Annotated in this window: 23 protein-coding genes; 7 read left to right on the top strand and 16 right to left on the bottom strand. The window is 59.3% G+C overall.

What is annotated here, in order from left to right; all coding sequences use genetic code 11:
- Positions 1-239: 239 nt before the first annotated feature.
- The 10 genes from ACQRBT_RS03600 to ACQRBT_RS03555 form a co-directional block, all read right to left on the bottom strand.
- Positions 240-1,589, bottom strand: a complete 1,350-nt coding sequence (locus ACQRBT_RS03600; RefSeq protein WP_412046703.1) for a sigma-54-dependent transcriptional regulator — start codon at positions 1,587-1,589, stop codon at positions 240-242.
- Positions 1,586-3,487, bottom strand: a complete 1,902-nt coding sequence (locus ACQRBT_RS03595) for a sensor histidine kinase (protein WP_060753934.1) — start codon at positions 3,485-3,487, stop codon at positions 1,586-1,588. The genes ACQRBT_RS03600 and ACQRBT_RS03595 overlap by 4 nt, the downstream gene beginning before the upstream one ends.
- A gap of 162 nt (positions 3,488-3,649) precedes the next feature.
- The gene (locus ACQRBT_RS03590; protein WP_412046702.1) at positions 3,650-4,384 is read right to left on the bottom strand and encodes an amino acid ABC transporter ATP-binding protein; all 735 of its coding nucleotides are present in this window, start codon (positions 4,382-4,384) and stop codon (positions 3,650-3,652) included.
- A complete protein-coding gene (locus tag ACQRBT_RS03585; protein ID WP_060753936.1) occupies positions 4,381-5,052 on the bottom strand; it encodes an amino acid ABC transporter permease in 672 nt (223 codons plus the stop codon). The genes ACQRBT_RS03590 and ACQRBT_RS03585 overlap by 4 nt, the downstream gene beginning before the upstream one ends.
- Complete coding sequence (locus ACQRBT_RS03580) at positions 5,052-5,798, bottom strand: amino acid ABC transporter permease (protein ID WP_060753937.1); 747 nt, start codon at positions 5,796-5,798, stop codon at positions 5,052-5,054. Before ACQRBT_RS03580 ends, ACQRBT_RS03585 begins: the two co-directional genes overlap by 1 nt.
- Positions 5,799-5,992: 194 nt before the next feature.
- Positions 5,993-6,919 (bottom strand): glutamate/aspartate ABC transporter substrate-binding protein, encoded by a 927-nt coding sequence (locus ACQRBT_RS03575; protein WP_060753938.1) that lies wholly within the window; start codon positions 6,917-6,919, stop codon positions 5,993-5,995.
- A 372-nt stretch (positions 6,920-7,291) separates the two neighbouring features.
- Entirely contained in the window at positions 7,292-8,830 is a 1,539-nt protein-coding gene (gene glpD / locus ACQRBT_RS03570) for a glycerol-3-phosphate dehydrogenase (RefSeq protein ID WP_060753939.1), read from the bottom strand.
- 200 nt (positions 8,831-9,030) lie between these two features.
- Positions 9,031-9,786: a DeoR/GlpR family transcriptional regulator gene (locus tag ACQRBT_RS03565; RefSeq protein ID WP_060753940.1), complete on the bottom strand. Its 756-nt coding sequence runs from the start codon at positions 9,784-9,786 to the stop codon at positions 9,031-9,033.
- A 95-nt stretch (positions 9,787-9,881) separates the two neighbouring features.
- Positions 9,882-11,387, bottom strand: a complete 1,506-nt coding sequence (glpK, locus tag ACQRBT_RS03560; protein WP_090366489.1) for a glycerol kinase GlpK — start codon at positions 11,385-11,387, stop codon at positions 9,882-9,884.
- An 81-nt stretch (positions 11,388-11,468) separates the two neighbouring features.
- A complete protein-coding gene (locus tag ACQRBT_RS03555; protein ID WP_412046701.1) occupies positions 11,469-12,323 on the bottom strand; it encodes an MIP/aquaporin family protein in 855 nt (284 codons plus the stop codon).
- Between the two features lie 327 nt (positions 12,324-12,650).
- On the opposite strand from ACQRBT_RS03555, the gene ybaK reads away from it, so the two are divergent.
- Complete coding sequence (ybaK, locus tag ACQRBT_RS03550) at positions 12,651-13,121, top strand: Cys-tRNA(Pro) deacylase (RefSeq protein WP_060753943.1); 471 nt, start codon at positions 12,651-12,653, stop codon at positions 13,119-13,121.
- A 7-nt stretch (positions 13,122-13,128) separates the two neighbouring features.
- On the opposite strand, the gene ACQRBT_RS03545 is transcribed toward ybaK, so the two are convergent.
- Entirely contained in the window at positions 13,129-14,235 is a 1,107-nt protein-coding gene (locus ACQRBT_RS03545; RefSeq protein ID WP_412046700.1) for an ABC transporter ATP-binding protein, read from the bottom strand.
- The gene (gene argF, locus ACQRBT_RS03540; protein WP_090366486.1) at positions 14,232-15,152 is read right to left on the bottom strand and encodes an ornithine carbamoyltransferase; all 921 of its coding nucleotides are present in this window, start codon (positions 15,150-15,152) and stop codon (positions 14,232-14,234) included. Before argF ends, ACQRBT_RS03545 begins: the two co-directional genes overlap by 4 nt.
- 434 nt (positions 15,153-15,586) lie before the next feature.
- Between argF and ACQRBT_RS03535 the strand changes: the two genes are divergently transcribed.
- Complete coding sequence (locus ACQRBT_RS03535) at positions 15,587-17,695, top strand: molybdopterin oxidoreductase family protein (RefSeq protein ID WP_412046699.1); 2,109 nt, start codon at positions 15,587-15,589, stop codon at positions 17,693-17,695.
- Positions 17,696-17,781: 86 nt separating this feature from the next.
- A complete protein-coding gene (gene grxD, locus ACQRBT_RS03530; protein ID WP_060753947.1) occupies positions 17,782-18,120 on the top strand; it encodes a Grx4 family monothiol glutaredoxin in 339 nt (112 codons plus the stop codon).
- 81 nt (positions 18,121-18,201) lie between these two features.
- On the opposite strand, the gene bfr is transcribed toward grxD, so the two are convergent.
- Both bfr and ACQRBT_RS03520 read right to left on the bottom strand, forming a co-directional pair.
- A complete protein-coding gene (gene bfr / locus ACQRBT_RS03525) occupies positions 18,202-18,672 on the bottom strand; it encodes a bacterioferritin (RefSeq protein ID WP_060753948.1) in 471 nt (156 codons plus the stop codon).
- 201 nt (positions 18,673-18,873) lie between these two features.
- Complete coding sequence (locus ACQRBT_RS03520; RefSeq protein WP_081086986.1) at positions 18,874-19,092, bottom strand: bacterioferritin-associated ferredoxin; 219 nt, start codon at positions 19,090-19,092, stop codon at positions 18,874-18,876.
- A gap of 244 nt (positions 19,093-19,336) precedes the next feature.
- Between ACQRBT_RS03520 and ACQRBT_RS03515 the strand changes: the two genes are divergently transcribed.
- Positions 19,337-19,939 carry a peroxiredoxin gene (locus ACQRBT_RS03515; RefSeq protein WP_034096135.1) on the top strand — a complete coding sequence of 201 codons (603 nt, stop codon included), beginning with the start codon at positions 19,337-19,339 and terminating at the stop codon, positions 19,937-19,939.
- A gap of 65 nt (positions 19,940-20,004) precedes the next feature.
- On the opposite strand, the gene rnt is transcribed toward ACQRBT_RS03515, so the two are convergent.
- Positions 20,005-20,676: a ribonuclease T gene (gene rnt / locus ACQRBT_RS03510; RefSeq protein ID WP_060753949.1), complete on the bottom strand. Its 672-nt coding sequence runs from the start codon at positions 20,674-20,676 to the stop codon at positions 20,005-20,007.
- Positions 20,673-21,719: a dihydroorotase gene (gene pyrC / locus ACQRBT_RS03505; RefSeq protein ID WP_060753950.1), complete on the bottom strand. Its 1,047-nt coding sequence runs from the start codon at positions 21,717-21,719 to the stop codon at positions 20,673-20,675. Before pyrC ends, rnt begins: the two co-directional genes overlap by 4 nt.
- 156 nt (positions 21,720-21,875) lie before the next feature.
- On the opposite strand from pyrC, the gene ACQRBT_RS03500 reads away from it, so the two are divergent.
- From ACQRBT_RS03500 to ACQRBT_RS03490, 3 genes are all read left to right on the top strand, one after another.
- Complete coding sequence (locus ACQRBT_RS03500) at positions 21,876-22,784, top strand: flagellar protein MotY (protein ID WP_104995644.1); 909 nt, start codon at positions 21,876-21,878, stop codon at positions 22,782-22,784.
- 142 nt (positions 22,785-22,926) lie between these two features.
- The gene (locus ACQRBT_RS03495; protein ID WP_025856870.1) at positions 22,927-24,144 is read left to right on the top strand and encodes an argininosuccinate synthase; all 1,218 of its coding nucleotides are present in this window, start codon (positions 22,927-22,929) and stop codon (positions 24,142-24,144) included.
- Between the two features lie 623 nt (positions 24,145-24,767).
- Positions 24,768-25,400: a response regulator transcription factor gene (locus ACQRBT_RS03490; protein ID WP_060753953.1), complete on the top strand. Its 633-nt coding sequence runs from the start codon at positions 24,768-24,770 to the stop codon at positions 25,398-25,400.
- The last annotated feature ends 57 nt before the right edge of the window (positions 25,401-25,457 follow it).

The following is a 25,457-nucleotide window of genomic DNA, read 5'->3' as shown; positions in this document are numbered from 1 at the left end:
GCAATTTATCGACTGACTCACCCTCATCGGGAGCAAGCCCCCTCCCACAGTGACCGCGTTACTCCTTAACTGACTGGCATTGGGGCTTGCCCCGCGCTGGGCGGCGTAGCCGCCCCAAACCGAGGCCCTCGATCTTTCTGAAACACCGCAGCGGTCTTGTTGGGGCGGCTTTGTCGCCCAGCGCGGGCAAGCCCGCTCACTACAAGTTGGGTCGCGATAGGAGTGGGGGCTCCTGTGACTTAGTGGCTCAAGCCATATTTCTTGACCTTGTCGAACAGCGTGGTCTTGGCCATCCCCAGTTCCTGGCTGGCCTGGGTCAGGTTGCCGCCGCTGCGTTGCAGGGCGTCGTTGAGCAGGTTGCGTTCGAAGGCTTCCACCGCTTCGGTGAAGGCCAGGCCCTGGTTGCCGCTGCTGGCGCCGCTTTTCTTGAAGGCGGGCAGACCCAGGGCGAAACGTTCGGCGACGTTGCGCAGTTCGCGCACGTTACCGGGCCAGTCGTGGCTCATGAGGCTCGACAGGGTCTGGTTGTCCAGCTCCGGCGCGGCGCGGTCGAAACGCAGGGATGATTGCTGCAGGAAGTGCTCGAACAGTTGCAGGATGTCTTCGCGGCGCTCGCGCAGCGGTGGCAACTCCAGGGTCACCACGTTGAGGCGGTAGTACAGGTCGCTGCGGAACTGGCTGGCACGGCTCAGCTCGTCGAGGTCGGATTTGGTGGCGGCGATCACCCGGCAATCCACCGCTACGCTCTGGTTCGACCCCAGGCGTTCGAGCGTGCGTTCCTGCAACACCCGCAACAATTTGATCTGCAGGTTGATCGGCATGCTTTCCACTTCATCGAGGAACAGCGTGCCTTCGTGGGCGTGCTCGATCTTGCCGATACGGCGTTTGCCGGCGCCGGTGAATGCGTTGGCTTCATGGCCGAAAATCTCGCTTTCGAAGAGGTTCTCCGGCAGGCCGCCGCAGTTCAACGCGACGAATTGGTGAGCGTGGCGCCGGCTGAAATCATGCAGGCAACGTGCGACCAGTTCCTTGCCGGTGCCGGTTTCACCTTCGATCAGCACGTTGGCCGAGGTGTCGGCGACATTGGCGATCAGTTCACGCAGGTTCTGCATGGCCGGCGAGCGGCCGATGATGCGGCCTTCCAGGGAATCGCGTTCAGCCAACTGACGGCGCAGCGACCAGACTTCCCGCGCCAGGCTGCGTTGCTCCAGGGCACGGCGCGCCACGTCGACCAGGCGCTCGGGGGAAAAGGGTTTTTCCATGAAGTCGTAGGCGCCGTTGCGCATGGCGCCCACCGCCATGGAGATATCGCCATGGCCGGTGATCAGTACCACCGGCAGGCTTTTATCCAGGGCCTTGAGGCGGGTTAACAGCTCCAGGCCGTCGATGCCCGGCAGGCGGATATCGCTGATCACGATGCCGGCAAAGTTCTCACCAATGCGCTTGAGCGCTTCTTCGGCACTGCCTACGCCCACGCTGGGAATGTCTTCCAGTGCCAGGGCCTGCTGGCAACCGAGCAATACATGGGGGTCGTCTTCGACGATCAGGACGGTGAGGCCGTCCTTGGGGGCTGTAGTGTCTGTATTCATGTCGACTCAGCTGTTTGAGCGCCCGCCAGCGGCAAGCACAGGACAAAGGCAGTACCACCACCGGCCGGGTGTTCCACGGCGAGGTTGCCGCCGGTGGCCGCCGCGAGGCTGGCGGACAGGGTCAGGCCCAGGCCCAGGCCCTGCTCGCCTGGCTTGGTGGTGAAAAAGGGTTCGAATAAATGTTTGCGCGCCTCGGGGTCGATACCATGACCGTTGTCACGCACGTGCAGGCGATATTTGCCGTCGGCGCTGTGGCCTTCCAGCCACAGTTCGGGGGCCGGCTGTGCCTGCATGGCGTCGAGGGCGTTGCCGATCAGGTTGACCAGGATCTGCTCCAGGCGCGTCTGGTCGATCTGCAACTGGGCGTCGGCGAAGTCGCGGTGCAGGGTGATCGGCAGGCCGTCCAGGCGTGCGCCGAGCACCTGGAACGCAGCGTCCACGGCTTTGCCGAGGCTGGCCTCGCCTTGGTCGTCACCGCGTCGGGCGAACGAGCGCAGGCTGGCGGTGATGCGGCCCATGCGATCGATCAGTTCGTTGATAGTCTTGAGGTTGGTGCTGGCGGTGTCGAGGGCGCCGCGCTCAAGGAAGCGCACGGTGTTGCCCGACAGCGTGCGCAGCGCCGCCAGCGGCTGGTTCAATTCATGGGCGATACTGGTGGACATCTGTCCGATGGCTGCCAACTTGCCCGCCTGTACCAGTTCGTCCTGGGCGCGGCGCAGGGTTTCTTCGGCCTGGCGCCGTTCGCGGATCTGGCCCTTGAGCCGTTCATTGCTGGCGCGCAGGTCGGCGGTGCGTTCGGCAATCCGCCGCTCCAGTTGGCTGTTGGCTTCCTGCAAGGCTTCGCGGGCCGCGAGGCGGGTGGCGATGACCTTGCGCCGTTCGTTCCAGGCGATCAGCAGAAAGGCCACCAGGCCAAAGGCGACGGCCACCAGGATGCCTTGATTGATCGCGGCGCGGCGCAGGTCATTGAGCGGCGTCAGCAGGGTGAAATTCCACGGTGTGTCGTTGAGCGGACGGGTTTGCGCCAGGTAGCTGACGGCGTGCTCGTCGTTTACCACTTCACTGTTGGCCGGGAAGGTCAGTTTCTCGCTGCCTTCGTTGAGGCGCTCACGGGCCAGGGGTTCGAGCTCGTTCAGAGTCGCCCAGTAATATTGCAGGCTGTGCGCCAGGCGTTCCTTGGTGTCATCGCTCAGCGGGCGCACCGCCTTGAGTCGGCGGGCCGGGTCGCTGGAAAGGATGATGATGCCGTTTTCATCACTGACAAACGCTTCGAGGCGCGCACGTTGCCAGCGCTCCTCCAGGGCTTCGAGGCGCACTTTGACCACCGCCACGCCGATGATCTTGCCGTGCTCTTCCAGGCCGTGGGCCAGGTAGTAGCCGGGCTCGCCGTTGGTGCTGCCGATGCCGTAGAAGCGGCCGGGTTGACCACGCACGGCGTTCTGGAAATAGGCGCGGAAGGACAGGTCCTCACCCTGGTAACTGTCGGCATCGCGCCAGTTACTGGTCGCCAACACGCGGCCGGTAGTGTCCATCACGTAGATGGCCCGGCTGCGACTGCGGCGGTTCAGGCCCTCCAGGTAATCGTTGACGGTTTTGCGCGTCTCCTGGTTCGGGTCGGCCAGCAGTTGGGAAACGCTGGACTCCAATTCCAGGAGGCTGGGCAGATAGGTGTATTTGCTCAGTTCACTTTCGACCGTGCGGGCGTGCAGCTCCAACTGGCGTTCGCCGGTGTCGCTGAGCGTGCGGATGCCGTAGAACTCACTGACCCAGAACCCGATATAACCCAAGCCGATCATCAGGGCGATGATCAACGGCGGCAGGAACAGTTGGCGAATCAGACGTGGTTTCACGGCAAGTGATGGCGGTGCGGCGCGAAATTGGTTGGGGTCGCATTTCATCACAGATGCCTTGGGTCAACCAGAGCTTGCCGGTCCAGTGTGGGAGGGGGCTTGCTCCCGATAGCGGTGGTTCAGCTGAATATGCATTGGCTGATATAGCGCTATCGGGAGCAAGCCCCCTCCCACATTGACCCGGTTTCGACAGGGGCAGCTACGGAGTGCTTAGTGCTGCAGGATTTTCTCAAGGAAGTGCTGTGCACGCTCGGAGCGGGCGCTGATATCGCCGAAGAACTCTTCTTTCGGGCAGTCTTCGATGATCTTGCCGGCATCCATGAAAATCACGCGGTCGGCCACTTTACGGGCAAAGCCCATTTCGTGGGTCACGCACATCATGGTCATGCCTTCCTGGGCCAGTTGCACCATTACGTCGAGCACTTCGTTGACCATTTCCGGGTCGAGGGCCGAAGTGGGTTCGTCGAACAGCATGACGATCGGGTCCATGGCCAGGGCGCGGGCAATCGCCACTCGCTGTTGCTGGCCGCCGGAGAGTTGGCCCGGATGCTTGTGGGCGTGTGCCGACAGGCCGACGCGGTCAAGCAGTTGCAGGCCCTTCTTGGTGGCTTCTTCCTTGCTGCGGCCAAGCACCTTGATTTGCGCGATGGTCAGGTTTTCGGTGATGGTCAGGTGCGGGAACAGTTCGAAGTGCTGGAACACCATGCCCACGCGCGAGCGCAGTCTCGGCAGGTTGGTCTTCGGGTCGGCGATGGAGGTGCCGTCGACCACGATGTCGCCCTTCTGGAACGGTTCCAGCGCGTTGACGCATTTGATCAGGGTGGATTTGCCCGAGCCCGAAGGCCCGCACACCACGATCACTTCGCCTTTTTTAACCTCGGTGCTGCAATCGGTCAGCACCTGGAAGTCGCCATACCACTTGTTGATGTTCTTGATAGAGATCATACGGCAAACCTTTTTTGCAGACGCTTGACCAGCAGCGAGGCGGAAAAGCTGATGATGAAGTAGACGACACCGGCGAAGATCAGGAACTCATTGGAGCGGCCGATGATGTCGCCGTTGGAGCGGGCAGAGTTGAGGAAGTCCACCAGGCCCACGGTATAGACCAGCGAGGTGTCCTGGAACAGGATGATCGACTGTTGCAGCAGCAACGGGGTCATCTTGCGGAACGCCTGGGGCAGGATGATCAGGCGCATGGTCTGGCCATAGGTCATGCCCATCGCTTGTGCCGCGCCCATCTGGCCCTTGGGGATCGACTGCACGCCGGCCCGCACGATTTCACAGAAGTACGCGGCTTCGAACATCATGAAGGCCACGACGCAGGACGTGAACGCGCCGATCGGGGTGTCCTCGCCGGTGATCCAGCGCAATACGAACGGCACCGCCAGGTAGAACCAGGTGATCACCAACAGCAGTGGGATCGAGCGGAAGTAGTTCACATAGGCGCCGGCCAGGCTCGACAGCAGCTTGCTGGACGACAGGCGCATCAGCGCGAGCACGGTGCCCAGCGCGATGCCGCCGATCACGCCCATGACCATCAGTTGCAGGGTCATGAGCATGCCGTTCCACAGGCCAGGGATAGCGGGGATGATGCCGCTGAAATCGAAGTCCATTATTTACCCCCCACGGAGATCAGGCCGGGCACGGCGACTTTCTTCTCGACCAGGCGCATCAGCAACATCAGGCTCATGTTCAGGGTGAAGTAGATCAATGTGGCCAGGGTGAACGCTTCAAACAGGTTGGCCGAGAACTCGGCGGTCTGCTTGGTTTGCGCCAGCAGCTCCATCAGGCCGATCAAGGACGCCACGGAGGAGTTCTTGAACACGTTGAGGAACTCCGAGGTGAGCGGCGGAATGATGATCCGGTAAGCCTGGGGCAGCAGCACGTTCCAGTAGATCTGCGGCAGCTTGAAGCCCATGGCGCGCGCCGCGGATTCCTGGCCGCGTGGCAGCGCCTGGATGCCGGTACGCACTTGCTCACACACACGGGCGGCGGTGAACAGGCCCAGGCACACCACTACGCTCAGGTAGGCCGAGGTAGTCGGGTTGAGGTCTTGTTTGTACCAGTCCTGCAGGTTCTGCGGCAGCATGTCGGGCACCAGGAAGTACCAGATGAACAGCTGAACCAGCAGCGGCACGTTACGAAACAGTTCCACGTAGCAGGTCGCGATGCCCGATACGAGGCGGCTTGGCACGGTGCGCATGACCCCCAGAATGGAGCCCAGCAGCAAGGCGATAATCCATGCCACGACAGCGATGGCGATGGTCCAGCCCAGGCCGGCGATATACCAGTCGAGATAAGTCTCGCTGCCAACGCCGGTGGACTTGAAGAATACGCCCCAGTCCCAGTTGTAATTCATTAGGGTCTCCCCTCGAGATCGATCGATGTACAAGCACCCGCTTGGGGAAGATCCTTTCCCACCTGACGGTGAACGCCAGGCACACGCGATCGGCTCGAAAACCGCCAGGTCGAGTGTTCCAAATTAAAGCCAGCAGGTAGTAACAGACGCCTGAGGGAGGGTTGGCTCCCTCAGGAGATAAGCTTAGTCAGGTATCAGATTTTTACGTCAGGTGCCGGCTTGTCGCTTGGGTTGGCGATCAGCTCCTTCACCTTCTCGCTCATCGGGAAGTTCAGGTTCAGGCCTTTTGGTGGGATCGGGCTTTCGAACCATTTGCTGTAGATCTTGTTGATTTCGCCGGACTTGAACAGGCCAACGATGGCGTCATCTACAGCTTTCTTGAACGCTGGGTCGTCTTTGCGAACCATGCAGGCATAGGCTTCGAAGGACTGTGGAGTGCCGGTAATGACCCAGTCATCCGGCTTCTTGGCCTTGGCTTCTTCACCGGCGAGCAGGGCGTCGTCCATCATGAAGGCAACGGCGCGGCCGCTTTCCAGCATCTGGAAGGATTCGCCATGGTCTTTGGCGGAGATGACGTTCATGCCCATCTGCTTGTCGGCGTTCATCGCCTTGATGATGCGCTCGGACGTGGTGCCGGCGGTGGTCACGACGTTCTTGCCTTTCAGGTCGGCAAAGTCAGCGTAGGACGGCTTGCCATCCTTGTCTTTCTTGACCAGCAGGCGGGTGCCGATTTCGAAGATGTTGACGGTGAAATCAACTTGCTGGGCGCGTTCGGCGTTATTGGTGGTGGAGCCGCACTCGAGGTCCGCGGTGCCGTTCTGGATCAACGGGATACGGGTTTGCGAGGTGACCAGGTTGTACTTGACCTTGAGGTCGGGTTTGTTCAGGTCTTTTTTCAGGGCTTCAACCACAGCCAGCTGAACGTCGTGGGAGTAGCCCACAGGTTTGCCCGAAGCATCCGCAATGTAGGAAAACGGGATGGAACTGTCGCGGTGCGCGAGAGTGATGGTGCCGGAGTCATTGATTTTCTTCAGTGTGCCGGTGAGTTCGGCGGCGAAAACTGGAGTGCTGATCAGAGCAGCAGCGATAGCTGCGCCCAGGATATGGGGAACGATGCGCATCAATACTTCCTCGACATTTGTTTTTTTTATAAAGCCGGCTAAACGGCTCTCTTGTACAGCGAATGCCCGTGACGGCTCCTGAAGCGTCTCAGGCAATCCTCAGGGAGTGTAGAGCATGAGTCGTGCCAGACCAGGAATAAAAGGTTAACTGCATGATTTATATGATGATTAACTTTGTGTGACGGCAAATATGTAATCGTCGGATCCGGCAAACCGAATAGGTTGGAGTGTTGCGTTCGGAAAACCGAATGCAATGGGGGCATGTAGGACCAGACTCGCTCGCCAACAGGCGCAAAAACGCCGCGTTCATTCTGGATAAACGCGGCGTTCTCAGGTTTTTCGCGAGCGGGCGCGCTTCTACGGGATGGAGGGTCAGGCCGCCTGGGTCTTGCTGCGGTTCTGCTCAACCTGGGAGAGGTAGCGTTGCAGGTTGTCCTGTTCTTGCGCAGTGGTGAACAGGCCCAGTTTGGTCCGGCGCCACAGCACGTCCTGCGCTTGTGTCACCCACTCTTCGGCGCACAGGTAGTCGACTTCACGGGTATACAGGCCACCACCCAGGTGCTCGCCCAGGTCGGCCTGCGATTGCACACCCTCCAACAGGCGCCAGGTACGGCTGCCGTACGTGGTGGCCCAGCGTTGGGCGAGCTCGCTCGGCACCCAGTCGAACCGGCCGCGAATGGCATCGGCCAGCGCTTGTGGCGTGGTCATGTTTTCGCCGCCGGGCAGGCTGGCTGTTACGGTCCAGCTTGGACGCATCTGGGTGAAGAACGGCGCCAGCTGTGCCATCGCCGACTCCGCCAACTTGCGGTAGGTGGTCAGCTTGCCGCCGAATACCGACAGGATCGGCGCTTCACCATTGCCGCCGGACAGTGCCAGGGTATAGTCGCGGGTGATGGCCGACGGGTTATCCGACTCGTCGTTGCACAGCGGACGCACGCCGGAGTAGGTGTGGACGATGTCGTCGCGGCTCAGTTGCTTCTTGAAGTGAGCGTTGACCACCTTGAGCATGTAGTCGGTTTCACCTTCGGTAATCGCCACTTTAGCCGGGTCGCCGGTGTATTCGCGGTCGGTGGTGCCGATGATGGTCAGGTGGTTCAGGTATGGAATGGTGAAAACGATACGCTGGTCTTCGTTCTGCAGGATGTGCGCGTGGGCGCCTTCGTACAGTCGCGGCACGATCAGGTGGCTGCCCTGGATCAGGCGGATGCCGTAAGGCGAATCCAGCTTCAGGTCGTCCTTGATGAATTTGGCGACCCAGGGGCCTGCGGCATTCACCAGCGCACGGGCGCGGATCGAGAACAGGCTGCCATCGGCACGTTCCATGTTCATTTCCCACATGCCGTTGCTGCGCCGTGCACTGACGCAACGGGTCTGGGTATGGACATGGGCACCTTTCTCGCGGGCGGCCATGGCGTTGAGTACCACGAGGCGGGCGTCATCCACCCAGCAATCGGAATATTCGAAGCCTTTGGTGATTTCGCTTTTCAGCGGGCTGTCAGGACCGAACTTGAGGCTTTTGGAGCCTGCAAGTTTTTCGCGCTTGCCCAAGTGGTCATACAGGAACAGGCCGGCGCGAATCATCCACGCCGGGCGCAAGTGCGGGCGGTGCGGCAACACGAAACGCATGGGCTTGACGATGTGCGGCGCCTTGGCCAACAGCACTTCACGTTCAGCCAGGGCTTCACGCACCAGGCGGAACTCGTAATGTTCCAGGTAGCGCAGGCCGCCGTGAATCAGCTTGCTGCTGGCAGACGATGTGTGGCTGGCCAGGTCGTCCTTTTCGCAAAGGAATACCGACAACCCGCGCCCGGCTGCGTCTGCTGCAATGCCGACGCCGTTGATCCCGCCACCAATTACGGCAACGTCATAGACTTCGGCAAGCGGTGGAGCAGGCAAGGTGGAAGGAGTCATCGGCTGGCCTCGCGATCTTTTCGTCTTTGAATTCGAACATTAATGTTCATTTGCGAAAATGGTAGCTGATAAACGCGCGCACAGCCACCCGAGTTCGATTGAAAAAACTCATCGAAGGGCGGGGAAAGGAAAATTTGTGAACATGAAGACAGTCTGTAGTGAGCGAGGCAAGCTCGCTCACTACAGGTTATTTGTAGTTTTCAGACGACTTCCAGGCGAACTTTGTGCTGATTGAGCAACTGCACCAACGCCGGTACCGGTTGCTGGTCGGTCACCAGGCAATCCACCAGGCTGATCGGTCCTAGTCGAATCATGGCATTGCGCCCAAATTTGCTCGAGTCCGCCGCCAGGATCACTTGGCGCGCATTGGCGATGATCGCCTGCGAAACCCGCACTTCCTGATAGTCGAAATCCAACAGGCTGCCGTCTTCGTCGATGCCGCTGATGCCGACCAGGGCAAAATCGACCTTGAATTGGTTGATGAAGTCGACACTCGCCTGGCCCACTACACCGCCGTCGCGGCGCACATTGCCACCGGTCAGCAACACATCGAAATCGTCTTTGGTGCTGAGCATGGCGGCGACGTTGAGGTTGTTGGTGATGATTTTCAGGTGGTTGTGATTGAGCAGCGCACGGGCTATGGACTCTGTGGTGGTACCAATATTGATGAACAACGAGGCATGGTCGGGAATCTGCGCGGCGATGGCTTCACCGATGCGCTGTTTCTCATCGCGCATCTGGTCGGCACGCATGGCGTACGCGGTGTTCTCGACACTGGAGTCATAGGCCGCGCCGCCGTGGTAGCGGCGCAGCAGATTGGCGTCCGCCAGCTGGTTGATATCGCGGCGGATGGTTTGCGGGGTGACAGCGAACAGCTGCGCCATTTCCTCGATACTGACGTAGCCGCGTTCGCGGACCAGTTCGAGGATTTGTTGTTGGCGGGGAGGCAGATTCATGGGGCGTCCTTTGGGCTGCCATACAAAAGTGGCCCATGATGACGCAGCAAGCGGCTCCCCGCCAGTTACAACCCGATTTGGGCTCGGTACCTGGCTTATTCAGCGCCTTCGTGAGGCTCCCAGTCGCGGGTGCGGCTGACCGCTTTTTGCCAGCCGGAGTACAACTTCTCCTTGGCTGCCTCATCGAGCTGAGGTTCGAATTCGCGCTCGATCACCGCTTTACCGCGCAACTCGTCCAGGCTGCCCCAGAAACCGCACGCCAGGCCTGCCAGGTATGCCGCACCGAGGGCTGTGGTTTCGCGCATTTGCGGGCGCTCGACCTGAGTGCCGAGGATATCGGCCTGGAACTGCATCAGGAAGTTGTTGGCCACTGCACCGCCGTCCACGCGCAGGGCCTTGAGGCGTTCGCCCGAGTCCTGCTGCATGGCGTCGAGAACGTCGCGAGTCTGGTAGGCAATCGACTCCAGGGCCGCACGAATAATGTGGTCCACGCGAACGCCACGGGTCAGGCCGAACAGCGCGCCGCGTGCATAGGGGTCCCAGTACGGAGCACCCAGTCCGGTGAAGGCCGGCACCAGGTATACGCCGTTGCTGTCCTTGACCTTGCCGGCGAAGTATTCGGTGTCGTGGGCGTCGTTGATGATTTTCAACTCATCGCGCAGCCACTGCACGGTGGAGCCACCATTGAATACCGCGCCTTCCAGGGCGTAGGCTACTTCGCCGCGCGGGCCGCAGGCGATGGTGGTGAGCATGCCGTGCTTGGACTTCACAGCTTTGTCGCCGGTGTTCATCAGCAGGAAACAACCGGTGCCGTAGGTGTTCTTGGCTTGACCCGCTTCTACGCACATCTGGCCGAACAGGGCGGCTTGCTGGTCACCGGCGATGCCGCCGATGGCGATGCCACTTTTGGTGCGGCCGTAGATTTCCGAGGAAGATTTCACTTCCGGCAGCATTTCCCGCGGGATATCCAGGATCTCCAGCATCTTCGCATCCCACTCCAGGGTGTGGATGTTGAAGAGCATGGTGCGCGAGGCGTTGGTGTAGTCGGTAACGTGGGTCTTGCCGCCGGTAAATTTCCAGATCAGCCAGCTGTCGATGGTGCCGAACAGCAGCTCGCCGGCGCGGGCACGCTCGCGGCTGCCTTCGACGTTGTCGAGGATCCACTTGAGCTTGGTGCCGGAGAAGTACGGGTCGGTCACCAGGCCCGTGGCGTCGCTGATGTATTGCTCATGGCCATCGCGCTTGAGCTGCTGGCAGATCTCGGTGCTGCGGCGGCACTGCCAGACGATCGCGTTGTAGATCGGGCGGCCGGTGATTTTGTCCCACACCACGGTGGTTTCACGCTGGTTGGTGATGCCGATGGCGGCTACCTGGTCATGGTGCAGGCCAGCCTGGGCCAGGGCCTCGACCATCACTGCGCTCTGGGTGGCGAAGATTTCCATCGGGTCATGTTCAACCCAGCCAGCCTGTGGGTAATGCTGAGCGAATTCACGCTGGGCGGTGCACACCACGTTGGCGTCCCGATCGAAAATGATCGCCCGCGAACTGGTGGTGCCCTGATCAAGGGCAATGATGTAGTTCTTGTTCTGAATGTCGGTCATGTCGATTGCCTTGGACGAAAATAAGGAAGTTATTAACCAGCCTGGGCCGCAAAAAGGGCAGTGGGCGCCAGGCCGGCGCTATCAGGAAATATGCGTCTTGCCGTTGACAGCCGTGTCAGTTGTTTCAGAAACAGTGGGTGCGGCGCTCGGCAGGTGACGGGCAATCAACCCGCGATAGGCAGCAGCGCCGAGGCATGCGCCGACGATTGGTGCGAAAATCGGCACCAGGAAGTAAGGAATATCGCGACCACCGGTGAAGGCCATTTCACCCCAACCGGCGAAAAAGGTCATCAGCTTGGGGCCAAAGTCACGTGCCGGGTTCATCGCAAAACCGGTCAGCGGGCCCATGGAGCTACCGATCACCGCAATCAGCAGGCCGATCAGCAGAGGTGCCAGCGGGCCGCGTGGCAAACCATTGTTGTCGTCGGTCAGCGCCATGATCACACCCATCAGGATCGCGGTGATGATCATCTCCACCAGGAACGCCTGGGCTGTGCTCAGCAGCGCATGGGGGTAGGTGGAGAACACCGACGCCAATTCCAGGCTGGCCTGGGAGCCGCGAACCATATGGTGGGTTTGTTCGTAATCGAAAAACAGGTTGCTGTAGAGCGTGTAGACCAACGCGGCGGCGCAAAACGCACCGGCGATCTGGGCCAGGATATAGAAGGGCAGTTTGCGCTTTTCGAAATCGGCAAAGATGCACAGGGCGATGCTGACTGCCGGGTTGAGGTGAGCCCCGGAAATGCCGGCACTCAGGTAGATCGCCATACTTACGCCGACCCCCCAGATAATGCTGATTTCCCATAACCCGAAGCTGGCACCCGCGACCTTGAGCGCAGCCACACAACCGGTACCGAAGAAGATCAGAAGCGCAGTCCCCAGGAACTCGGCCATGCATTGGCTCGAAAGTGAAGGCTGTTGAAGAGCAGTTGTCATGGAAAACCTCTGTTTTTGTTGTTGTCTGTTGTCTCGTCGCAATGGGCGAGCGTCGACTTTTACCGTGGAAAGGATCCCCATCCTGACTCGCGGTCTACTGCTCGAGTGCTGCGGGTGGTATTCCTGCAGTATTCGTAAACGAAAAAATATAGACAAGAATGACGCCTGTCAAAGGTCGAAAGTGAACTATTGGTCATTTTCGAACTATTGGTGTGGTGAATGATCATGCCAGGCGCGTTGCACAAGGGTTATCTCAGGGGCGCACTAGAGCGTTTTGCATGGACTTGGCCTAGAATTGGCCATCAGTTTGCCCAGCCTGGAGCGCTCATGACCCCCGCATTGGACCTGTTGAAAAAAGTTCGCGCCGAACATCGCATTCACAGTTATGAACATGACCCCAAGGCGGCGTCGTATGGCTTGGAGGCCGCGGAAAAATTGGCGCTCGACCCTGCGCAGGTATTCAAGACGCTGCTGGCCAGCAGCGAGAAAGGTGAGTTGCTGGTGGCGGTGGTGCCGGTCGTCGGAAGTCTGGATTTAAAAGCCCTGGCCCACGCCGCAGGGGTGAAAAAAGTCGAGATGGCGGACCCGGCATCGGCGCAACGCGCTACCGGCTACCTGTTGGGCGGAATCAGCCCGTTGGGCCAGAAAAAGCGTTTGCGCACGTTCATCGACGTGACGGCACAACCGTTTGCGACGATTTTTGTCAGTGCAGGCAGGAGGGGCTTGGAGGTTGAGCTACCGGCGGCCGTACTGGCTGAACATACCCAGGCCAAATTCGCCGAAATTGGCCGGGCGTGACCGGTCGTTACGCCGGGTTGTAGCGGCGTACGCCGGCATCGGCGTGCGGGATCTGCGCGGCAACGCTGCCTGACGCCTGGAACAGCACCAGATGTTCAGCAGCAACACGAATGCCCACATCTGCCCCGACCCGGTGATCGGCATGGCTGGGGAAGATCGACTCCAGTTGAGCGCCCGTTGGCAACTGCAAACGGTACAAGGTCGAGGCACCGTGGAAGGTTTTGCCGACAATCCGCGCTTTCAACGGGCTGTCCGGTGCATAAACGATGTCATCCGGGCGCAGCAATACGTCCACTGCGCCACCTGTAGGCCAGGTATAGGCACGCTTACCGCGCAAGTCACCCAGTTCGGTGCTGACTGATTGCGGCGAACTCAGCTGGCCACGAATGAAATAGCCTTGGCCGACGAAGCTGGCCACGTAAGGTGTCTGCGGCTGGTGATAGAGGTTGTAGGGCGTGTCCCATTGCTCAAGGCGACCCTCTTTGAAAACCCCGACCTGATCACTGACGGCGAAAGCTTCTTCCTGGTCGTGGGTGACCAGGATCGCACTGGTGCCGCGAGCCTTGAGGATGTCACGCACTTCATGGCTGAGCTTGCGTCGCAGTTCGCCGTCGAGGTTGGAGAAGGGTTCGTCGAGCAGCAAAAGCTGCGGCTCCGGCGCCAGGGCGCGGGCGAGGGCGACCCGTTGCTGTTGGCCACCGGAAAGCTCATGGGGAAAGCGCTGGCCCAGGCTCTTCAGGTTGACCAGTTCGAGCAACTCGGCGACCACGCGGTCTTTTTGCGGGTGTTTGCGAATGCCGAAGGCGATGTTGTCGGCCACGCTCAGGTGCGGAAACAGTGCGTAGTCCTGGAACACCATGCCGATGCGACGCTTCTCGGGTGCCAAGGTGAAACCTGCACTGGAGATGACTTCGCCGGCCAGGCGGATTTCACCTTCGTGCACCGGTTCAAACCCGGCAATCGCACGCAGGGTGGTGGTTTTGCCGCAGCCCGAGGAGCCCAGCAAACAACCGATGTCGCCTGCATTGAGGTGCAGGTTGAGGTTCTGCACCACCCGTTGAGCTTGATAGCCGCATGCCAGATTGTGCAGGTTCAGCAGAAGACTATGACTCATGCGTGGTGATACGCCGGCTCAACCAGGAATTCGAGCAGGGCTTTCTGCGCGTGCAGACGGTTTTCGGCCTGGTCCCAGGCGACCGAGCGAGGGTCGTCGAGTAAGTCGAGGCTGATTTCTTCGCCACGGTGAGCCGGCAGGCAGTGCATGAACAGGACGTCCGGCGCAGCCAGGTCGAGCAGGGCGCGGGTGACCTGGAAGGGTGCGAACAGGGTCAGGCGCTTGGCAGTTTCTTCTTCCTGGCCCATGGAGGTCCAGACGTCGGTACTCACCAGGTGCGCACCGATCACCGCATCGCGCGGGTTGCGCACGATGGTGACGCGGTCACCCGCCTGCGCAAGGAAGCGCGCATCCGGCTCGTAGCCTTCGGGGCAAGCAATGCGCAGTTGGAAGTCGAACTGGATCGCCGCTTCTATATAGCTGTTGCACATGTTGTTGCCATCGCCGATCCAGGCCACGGTCTTGCCCTGGATCGCGCCGCGATGCTCAAGGAAGGTTTGCATGTCGGCCAGCAATTGGCAGGGATGCAGGTCATCGGACAGGCCATTGATCACCGGTACACGGGAGTTGGCGGCAAATTCAGTCAAAGTGCTGTGGGCGAAGGTACGGATCATCACCGCATCGAGCATGCGCGACATGACGATGGCGCAGTCGCTGATCGGCTCACCCCGTCCCAGTTGGGTATCACGCGGCGACAGGAAGATCGCCTGGCCGCCCAGTTGGATCATGCCGGCTTCGAAGGACAAGCGGGTGCGCGTCGAGGACTTCTCGAAAATCATCCCGAGTACGCGGTTTTTCAAGGGCTCAAACAGTACGCCGCGGTTACGCAGGTCTTTAAGCTCAATGCCTCGACGGATCACGCTGACCAGCTCTTCGGGCGTGCAATCCATCAGGGAGAGAAAGTGCCTTGCGCTCATCATTAACTACCTTTTTGCAACAGACCGCAGATACTCAAAGCCTTGTTTATTGTGACAACGGGCGAGACCTGCGGCGAAAGCCGCACGGGGCGACGAAATAGGGGAAGGCGCGATATTGACATTAAATGTCGCGTCTTACCAATAGGGCTACGGTTTTATGGGTGTTCAAGAAGGGCGCGAAGGCGCTTTTGAAGCCTGATTCTTCACAGCAGTAGGGCCTTTGTACACTGGCGTTGCAGCCTTTTGCAATGCGCGAGGGCGGGCCCAGGCCAGGCCGTGTCGGTTTCAGAGGGGGCATACGCAGCTTGTAACATTTGCTCATGCTTACCCCCATGGCTTGGCCTGATAGCCGTCGATTCACACGGCGAACGGTGATGGCGGCGCTGGGGGGCTGGGTCCATAGTCTGGCCAAAGCCCTTATAAAGAGACTGGCCATGACCAAGACTCTCCACCACCGAGCCTGCCATCTGTGTGAAGCCATCTGCGGGCTGACCCTGGAAACCACCCTGGCCGACGACGGCCACCTGGCGATCACCTCGATCAAGGGTGACCCGCAGGACACGTTCAGCCGCGGGCATATCTGCCCCAAGGCCGTGGCGCTGCAAGATATCCAGAATGATCCCGACCGTCTGCGCCAACCGATGCTGAGGGTGGGCAGCGAGTGGCAGCCGATCTCGTGGGAGGAGGCATTCACACAGGTCGCCGAGCGGCTGGCCGGCATCCAGGCCCGGCATGGGCAGAACGCAGTGGCGGTGTATCAGGGCAACCCCAGCGTGCACAACTACGGGCTGATGACCCACAGCAACTACTTCCTTGGCTTGCTCAAGACGCGCAATCGGTTCTCGGCGACCTCGGTGGACCAGTTGCCCCACCATCTCACCAGCCACCTCATGTACGGCCACGGCCTGCTGTTGCCGATCCCGGATATCGATCACACCGACTTCATGCTGATCCTCGGCGGCAACCCGCTGGCGTCCAACGGCAGCATCATGACCGTGCCGGATGTAGAGAAGCGCCTGAAAGCCATCCAGGCGCGTGGCGGCAAAGTGGTGGTGGTCGACCCACGGCGCAGCGAGACGGCAGCGATGGCTGATCAACACCTGTTCGTGCGCCCGGGAGGGGATGCCGCGCTGTTGTTCGGAGTGCTCAACACGCTGTTCAGCGAGAACCTGACCCGCGCCAGTCATTTGCCGGTTGAGGGGCTTGAGGAGGTAAGGCGGGCGATCGCCGGGTTCAGCGCCGACGCCATGAGCCGTCAATGTGCGGTGCCGGCCGAGCAGATTCGCCAGCTGGCGCGGGACTTTGCCGCTGCCGACAGGGCCGTGTGCTATGGGCGAATGGGCGTCTCGACCCAGGCCTTCGGCACGCTGTGCCACTGGCTGGTGCAACTGATCAACCTGGTGACCGGCAATCTGGACCGTGTCGGCGGTGCGCTGTGCACCACGCCGGCGGTGGACCTGGTGGCGTCCACTGGCGGCGGGCATTTCAACCGTTGGCAGAGTCGGGTTTCCGGGCGTCCGGAGTACGGTGGTGAGTTGCCCGTGTCGGCATTGGCCGAAGAAATGCTGACCGAAGGCGAAGGGCAGATCCGTGCGCTGGTGACGGTGGCAGGCAATCCGGTACTGTCGACGCCCAACGGCCGCCAGCTGGAGCAAGCGCTGGATGGCCTTGAGTTCATGCTCAGCATCGACCTCTACATCAACGAAACTACGCGCTATGCCGACCTGATCCTGCCGTCCACCTCGGCGCTGGAGAACGACCACTACGACACCACCTTCAATATGTTCGCCGTGCGTAACGTCACCCGTTTCAATCGCGCGATCCTGCCCAAGCCTGAAGGCGCCTTGCATGATTGGGAGATCTTTGTCGGCCTGGCCAAGGCCTTTGCCACGCGGACCGGTGTGGCGCTGAAGCCGATCATGGAGCCCGCGCAGATGATTGATTTCGGGTTGCGTGCCGGCGTGTACGGCGATGCCTCCAGCCACAAATTGTCGGTGGCGATGTTGGTCGATCATCCCCATGGCGTGGACTTGGGACCGCTCAAGCCCAATCTTGCGGCGCGCCTGAAAACCGCGAATGGCCAGGTGCAGGCGGCGCCCGCCGTGATCCTGGCGGATCTGGCGCGCTTCGCGGCACAGCCGGTGCCCATGGCCGATGAGCTGCTGCTGATCGGTCGCCGGCACGTGCGCAGCAATAATTCCTGGATGCATAACTATCACCGCCTGGTGAAAGGCAAGCCTCGCCACCAGTTGCTGATGCATCCCGACGACCTTGCCCGGCGCCAGTTGAGTGATGGTCAGCGGGTACGCGTCAGCTCGCGTATCGGCATGGTCGAAGTGGAGGTGCTCGCCAGCCTGGACATGATGCCCGGGGTGGTCAGCCTGCCCCACGGTTGGGGCCATGGCCGCCCCGGGGTACAGATGACCATCGCCAGCGGGCAGCCAGGGGCCAGTGCGAATGACTTGACCGATGAACGGCAGTTGGATGAGTTATCCGGGAACGCCGCGCTGAACGGGGTGCCCGTGCGGGTGGCGGCGGCTTAAGCTGCCTGAGCACCACGCTGGAATTTTGCGTTACAATGCGTCACCGTGCCGACCAGTGAGTCGCGAAGTTCCTGCAGAGGTGTTCCATGGATATCATCGAAACGATCAAAGAGCAGATTGCCAACAACACCATTCTGCTTTACATGAAGGGCGCGCCAAACGCTCCTCAGTGCGGTTTCTCCGCGAAGGCTTCCCAGGCCATCATGGCGTGTGGCGAGAAATTCGCTTACGTGGATATCCTGCAAAACCCTGAGATCCGCGCCAACCTGCCGAAATACGCCAACTGGCCGACGTTCCCGCAACTGTGGGTAGCCGGTGAGCTGGTCGGCGGCAGTGACATCATCGTTGAGATGGCGGCTGATGGTTCGTTGCAAACGCTGATCAAAGATGCAGCGGCAAACGCAGCAGCCAAGACTGACGCTTGATGCTCTTGTAGAAAGTCCTGCAATAAAAAGCCCCGCTTCTCGTGAGAGAGCGGGGCTTTTTTGTACCTGCGTACGAAGGGCTTATTCGCCCATCTGCGATTGCAGGTAGTTTTCCAGGCTGACTTTGTCGATCAGGCCCAGTTGGGTTTCCAGCCAGTCGATATGCTCTTCCTGATCTTCCAGGATGTCTTCCAGCAGTTCGCGGCTGCCGAAGTCGCCCTTGCTTTCGCAATGTGCAATGGCAGCCTTGAGGTCGCTGTGGCTCTTGTGTTCGAACTTCAGGTCGCTGCGGATCATTTCCTGGGTGTGTTCGCCGATGTTCAGCTTGCCCAGGTCCTGCACGTTCGGCAGGCCTTCCAGGAACAGGATGCGCTTGATCAGGGCGTCCGCATCCTTCATGGCCTTGATGGATTCCTTGTATTCACGCTTGCCCAGCTTTTCCAAGCCCCAATCGTCATACATGCGTGCATGCAGGAAGTACTGATTGATCGCGACCAGTTCATTGGCAAGGATTTTATTGAGTTGCTGGATGACTGAGATGTCGCCTTTCATGACTGGGGTCCTGCCCTGTAATTGCTGTGTATAGGGCGGAGTTTGAGCGGCCAATTACCGGGTGTCAAACCTAAGTTATTGAATAATAAATGAAAATTAATAGGAATAAGAATGTTTGTGTTCCGCGTCTTGGCGCTAACTAATTGAATTACGGGCATAAAAAAACCGGACACTAAGTCCGGTTCTTCAAAATATGCTGATTCAAGCGTGTGTAAATTCTGCTGAATAGGGGAGCGCGCCCTGGGCTGTCTGCAACTGCGTCAGGGTTTCCCGTACCACCTGCTTGGCCAGGCACGCACATTTTCCGCACTGGCTGGCAACGCCGGTGGTTTCGCGTACTTCCTTGTAGCTGCAGCAACCTTCGTAGATTGCTTCGCGGATTTGTCCGTCGGTGACGCCAGTGCAGAGGCAGACATACATAAGGGAGAACCGTCGCAGGTTTGAGGCTTAAGTGCGGTGGATCTTAATGTTAACGAGAATGATTGTCAAAGTAGAATCGTAGGGTCCGTTACTGGCACTGCGCCCGCACTGACGAACGGTTTTTTCAGTGTATGATGGTCGGTCTTCACGAAGCGTGACTGCGTCACAGGGCTGTCGTCGGAATGCGGCAGACTCGCGACCGGTCCTTTTACTTCAATCGTCACCCCACATCAGGAGATACCCCATGAGCGTACTCGTCGGTAAACAAGCCCCGGATTTCGACGTACCTGCCGTCCTCGGCAACGGCGAAATCGTAGACAGCTTCAAACTGTCTGAAGCCATCAAAGGCAAATACGGCCTGGTGTTCTTCTACCCGCTGGACTTTACCTTCGTCTGCCCTTCGGAGCTGATTGCTCTGGACCACCGCATGGACGATTTCAAGGCGCGCAACGTTGAAGTGGTAGCCGTTTCCATCGACTCCCATTTCACCCACAACGCTTGGCGCAACACTGCCATCAATGATGGCGGTATCGGCAAAGTCAAATACACCATGGCTGCCGACATGAAGCACGAGATTGCCAAAGCCTACGACGTTGAGTCCGAAGGCGGCGTGGCGTTCCGTGGCGCATTCCTGATCGATGACAAGGGCGTCGTACGTTCGCAGATCATCAACGACCTGCCGCTGGGCCGTAACATGGAAGAGCTGATCCGTCTGGTTGACGCTTTGCAATTCCACGAAGAGCACGGCGAAGTTTGCCCTGCCAACTGGAAAAAAGGCGACAAAGGCATGAACGCTTCGCCAGAAGGCGTTGCGGCTTACCTGACCGAGAACGCTGGCAAGCTGTAAGCCAGAATCGCGGTACAAAAAAACCGGCCTGAGAAGGCCGGTTTTTTTATGTGCGGGGTATGACTTCAGTCGTTGAAGTCTTCCCAGCCGCCCATGTCTTTCCAACGGTTGACGATGCCGCAGAACAGCTCGGCGGTCTTCTCGGTGTCGTAGCGTGCCGAGTGGGCCTCGCGACCGTCAAAGTCGATACCGGCTGCCTGGCACGCCTTGGCCAATACCGTCTGGCCGTAAGCCAGGCCGGCGAGCGTTGCCGTGTCGAAGCTGGAGAACGGATGGAACGGATTGCGCTTCATGTCCAGCCGCGCCACGGCGGCGTTCAGGAAGCCCAGGTCGAAGCTGCTGTTGTGCCCCACCAGGATTGCACGCTTGCAGCCATTGGCCTTCAGCGCCTTGCGTACGCCACGGAAGATATCGGTCAGTGCCGCTTCTTCACTTACAGCCATGCGCAGCGGGTGGTCCAGCTTGATGCCGGTAAATTCCAGGGCTGCCGCCTCGATGTTGGCGCCTTCGAACGGCTCGACACGGAAGAAGTGGGTGTGCTCCGGGTACACGAAACCCTGTTCATCCATGCCGATGGTGGTGGCGGCAATTTCCAGCAGCGCGTCGGTGGCGCAATTGAAACCACCGGTTTCTACGTCGATGACAACCGGCAGATAGCCGCGAAACCGCTCGGCCATCGGGTGACGGGAGCCGCCGCCACTGTGCTCGTGTTCGTCGTCGAAATGGTCTTCACTCACGTGTTTTCCTCCAGCAGGCGCCAGCGCAGTGTTTCACCGGCGCGCAGCGGGATGACAGTCAGCTCGCCGAACGGCAGGCTGGCAGGGGCGGTCCAGTCTTCACGGACCAGGGTAATACGGTCGGTATTCGCCGGCAGGCCGTAGAAACGCGGGCCATTGAGGCTGGCGAAGCCTTCGAGCTTGTCCAGGGCATTACGCTGTTCGAACGCTTCGGCATACAACTCGATCGCCGCATACGCGGTATAGCAGCCGGCACAACCGCACGCGGCTTCCTTGGCGTGCTGGGCGTGGGGGGCGGAGTCGGTGCCGAGGAAGAACTTCGGGTTGCCGCTGGTCGCCGCATCCAGCAAGGCCACCTGGTGGGTGTTGCGCTTGAGGATCGGCAGGCAATAGAAGTGCGGCCGAATCCCGCCTACCAGCATGTGGTTGCGGTTGTAGAGCAGGTGGTGGGCGGTGATGGTAGCGCCGACGTTGGCCGAAGCCTCGGTGACGAACTGCACGGCGTCGGCTGTGGTGATGTGTTCGAACACGACCTTGAGGGTCGGGAACAGCTCGACCACCCGGCGCATATGCTCGTCGATGAAAATCTTTTCACGATCGAATACGTCGACATCGCCACGGGTGACTTCACCGTGGATCAGCAACGGCATGCCGACTTCGGCCATGGCTTCGATGGCCGGCAGGATCTTGTCGATACTGGTCACGCCGGAATCGGAATTGGTGGTCGCGCCCGCCGGATACAACTTGGCGGCATGCACGAAACCGCTGGCTTTGGCCTGGCGGATCTCGTCAGGTTGGGTGCGGTCGGTCAGGTAGAGCACCATCAGCGGTTCGAAGCGGCTGCCGGCCGGCCGTGCAGCGAGGATACGCTGGCGATAGGCATCGGCTTCGGCGGCATTACGCACCGGCGGTACCAGGTTAGGCATGATGATGGCGCGGCCGAACGTGCGCGCGACATCAGCCACAGTTTGGGGTAACGCAGCACCATCGCGAAGATGAATATGCCAGTCGTCGGGACGCAGCAGGGTCAGGCGGTCGGACATTGGGGATTCCAGGCGGGTCAATCTGGTGGGAATGCTACCGGAAAAGACTCTTGCAGGCACTCGCTATCAAGTTTTGCAGGATGCGACCGATATCCCCGGGTATGCCTTAACGATGTATGACGCTTTGAAGTGTTGTAGAAACCAGTGGAGCCTCCCGTGCGCCAGCATTATCTAGCCCTGCTCAGTGCGTTCGCCAGCCTGCCTGTGATGGCCCTCACGTTCCAGACACGCCTGGAGAATATTGAGTGGAAGGTGGAGGGCGATCAGTTCGAGTGCCGTCTGACCCAGCCGATCACCGATTTCGGCTCTGGTGAGTTCGTGCGCCGGGCCGGCGAGCAGGCGACGTTTCGTCTGAAAGCCTTTAACGGGTCGCTGGGTGCCGGTTCAGCTACCTTGTTGGCCGCCGCTGCTCCCTGGCAACCCGGCCGCGGTGATATCAACCTGGGTGCCGTGCGGGTCGGCAGCGGCGACGTGTTGTTCAATAGCTCCCAGGCCCAAGCCGGTCGTCTGTTCAGTGGTTTACTGGAAGGGCGTAGCCCAACCGTGCGGCATTACGCGCGTGAAGGCGGCTATTCGGAAATTCGCCTGCTGCCGGTGAAGTTCAGCAAGGCCTACAACGATTATCAGTTGTGCACCGCAAAGTTGCTGCCGATGAATTACGATCAGGTCAAGCAGACCGAGGTCGGGTTCCCTGGCGGTGGTATCGAGCTGGATGCGGCGGCCAAGAAAAAGCTGTCGGTGATTCTTGCGTTCATGAAAGCCGATCCCACGGTCAATCATATCGAGTTGAACGGCCATTCCGATAACAGCGGTAACCGCCTGACCAACCGCGATGTGTCGCGGCGTCGTGCGCTGGCGGTGATGGACTACTTCAAGGCCAACGGTATTCCAGAATCGCAAATCACTCTGCGTTTCCACGGCGAAAGCTACCCATTGGCGCCCAACACCAATGCGGCCAACCGTGCGCGCAACCGTCGCGTGAATATCCAGCTTGAACGGGTCGCGGCGCCCGAGAAACCGGCGCCTTCGACCGCAGCCCCAAGCAACCCCGCGCATATTTCATAAAGCGCGCTCATAAGGTGCGACCATCGGTCGCCCGCTCGACATAATCTGTCGCTTTATCTTCATTTGCTGTCGCGCCTCTGTAAATTCACGGTTTTGGTCGGTAGAATCGACGCCTTTCCGTACAACCCCGTGGAGTGATGGCATGGCCGACGTAAACAAGGTCGTTCTCGCGTATTCCGGCGGCCTGGACACTTCGGTGATCCTCAAGTGGCTGCAGGATACTTATAACTGTGAAGTGGTGACCTTCACCGCTGACCTGGGTCAGGGCGAAGAGGTCGAACCTGCACGTGCCAAGGCGCAAGCCATGGGCGTGAAAGAGATCTACATTGACGACCTGCGCGAAGAATTCGTCCGCGATTTCGTCTTCCCGATGTTTCGCGCCAACACCGTCTACGAAGGCGAGTACCTGCTGGGTACTTCAATCGCGCGTCCGCTCATCGCCAAGCGTCTGATCGAAATCGCCAATGAAACCGGCGCCGACGCCATTTCCCATGGCGCCACCGGCAAGGGCAACGACCAGGTCCGTTTTGAACTGGGCGCCTATGCGCTCAAGCCCGGCGTAAAAGTGATTGCACCTTGGCGCGAATGGGACCTGCTGTCCCGTGAAAAGCTGATGGATTACGCTGAAAAGCACGCAATCCCGATCGAGCGTCACGGCAAGAAGAAATCCCCGTACTCGATGGACGCCAACCTGCTGCACATCTCCTACGAAGGCGGCGTGTTGGAAGACACCTGGACCGAGCACGAGGAAGACATGTGGCGTTGGACCGTCTCCCCGGAGAACGCACCCGACAAACCGCAGTACCTGGAACTGACTTACCGCAACGGCGACATCGTCGCGCTGGACGGCGTCGAAATGACCCCGGCCACCGTACTGGCGACCCTGAACCGTATCGGCGGTGAGCACGGTATCGGTCGTCTCGACATCGTTGAGAACCGTTACGTGGGCATGAAGTCCCGCGGCTGCTACGAAACCCCAGGCGGCACCATCATGCTGCGCGCTCACCGTGCCATCGAGTCCATCACCCTGGACCGTGAAGTGGCACACCTCAAAGATGAGTTGATGCCCAAGTACGCCAGCCTGATCTACACCGGCTATTGGTGGAGCCCTGAGCGTCTGATGCTGCAACAGATGATCGACGCTTCCCAGGTCCACGTGAACGGCGTTGTGCGCCTGAAGCTGTACAAGGGCAATGTGATCGTCACCGGTCGCAAGTCCGATGAGTCGTTGTTCGACGCGAACATCGCCACTTTCGAAGAAGATGGCGGCGCCTACAACCAGGCGGACGCGGCAGGCTTTATCAAGTTGAACGCATTGCGCATGCGCATCGCGGCCAACAAAGGTCGCTCGTTGTTCTGAGTGATTCGCCCGCAGTGAAAATGGCCCCTTGCTCAAGGGGCCATTTTTTTTGCCTGTTATTTTTAACCGGAGTGAAGTGTTTAAAGTTATAAACGCCTGTTGATAGTTTTGTAGTTGGCGATTTTTATTTCGTTTGATTTGCTCCAGGGATAATTGAATTTTGTAGGGGGAATGAATTTTTTACACCTGAACAGGAACTAGCCTTACAGGAAATTCACTCACAAAAGTACAGCGAAGCCATTTGGCGCTGAAACGTCTGTAGGAATTTTGGGTGTAAGAAAATATGTTAAATGGAACTAAAGCAGTCGATTTTTTTATGCCGGCTTTCCCGTGTACAGGCAAGAGGCAAGGGGCATTTGCTGAAAGGTGTGTGCGCCACGTTTACCGCATGCCCCATACCCGCTGGAGATTTCACTCAAAATATGTAAAAGCCCGGAAAGGTCTGAAAGGTCATATAAAACTCGACACATCCAAGTTGTTGGTTTTTTGTAGGTTAATTCTTATATCGTTGTGGGTTGGGTCTCTGCTTGCTGTTGCTCGGGGGGTAACGCTATGCCAACTATGAAACGACTAGGCTATTGTGCTTGCTCTAAATAATTCGAACAGCGAAATTGGACTTTCTCATGAATAAAGTGCTGATCGTGGATGATCATCCCGTCATTCGTCTTGCTGTGCGCATGCTGATGGAACGTCATGGTTATGAGGTCGTTGCCGAGACTGATAACGGTGTCGATGCCTTGCAACTTGCACGGGAACATACGCCGGACATTGTCATACTGGACATCGGAATTCCCAAGCTCGATGGGCTGGAAGTCATCTGCCGGCTGGCTTCAACCAAACAACCTGCACCGTTCAAGGTGTTGGTACTGACATCCCAGGCCCCGGGGCATTTTTCCATGCGCTGCATGCAGGCTGGGGCGGCCGGTTATGTGTGCAAGCAGCAGGACCTGACCGAGTTGTTGAGTGCCATCAAGGCGGTGCTTTCCGGCTACAGCTATTTTCCGAACCAGGCGCTTAATTCGGTGCGCTCCACCATGGGCAACGCCAGTGAAGCTGACATGGTCGAGCGCTTGTCGGGGCGAGAGATGATGGTGCTGCAGCAACTGGCCCGGGGCAAGACCAACAAGGAGATTGCCGACGGTATGTTCCTGAGCAACAAGACCGTCAGCACCTATAAGACCCGTTTGTTACTCAAGCTCAATGCCCGCTCCCTCGTCGACCTGATTGAACTGGCCCAGCGCAACGGGCTGGTATGAGTTAAGACATTCCACCGCTCCGGCATTCGTATACCGGCAAAAAAGCCTCCGTCAGGG

It is taken from the genome of Pseudomonas sp. R19M, from assembly GCF_050312585.1.
GTDB classification, from domain to species: domain Bacteria; phylum Pseudomonadota; class Gammaproteobacteria; order Pseudomonadales; family Pseudomonadaceae; genus Aquipseudomonas; species Aquipseudomonas palleroniana.
Note: the sequence above shows the minus strand (reverse complement) of the source record. Positions and strands in the feature narration are given on the sequence as shown.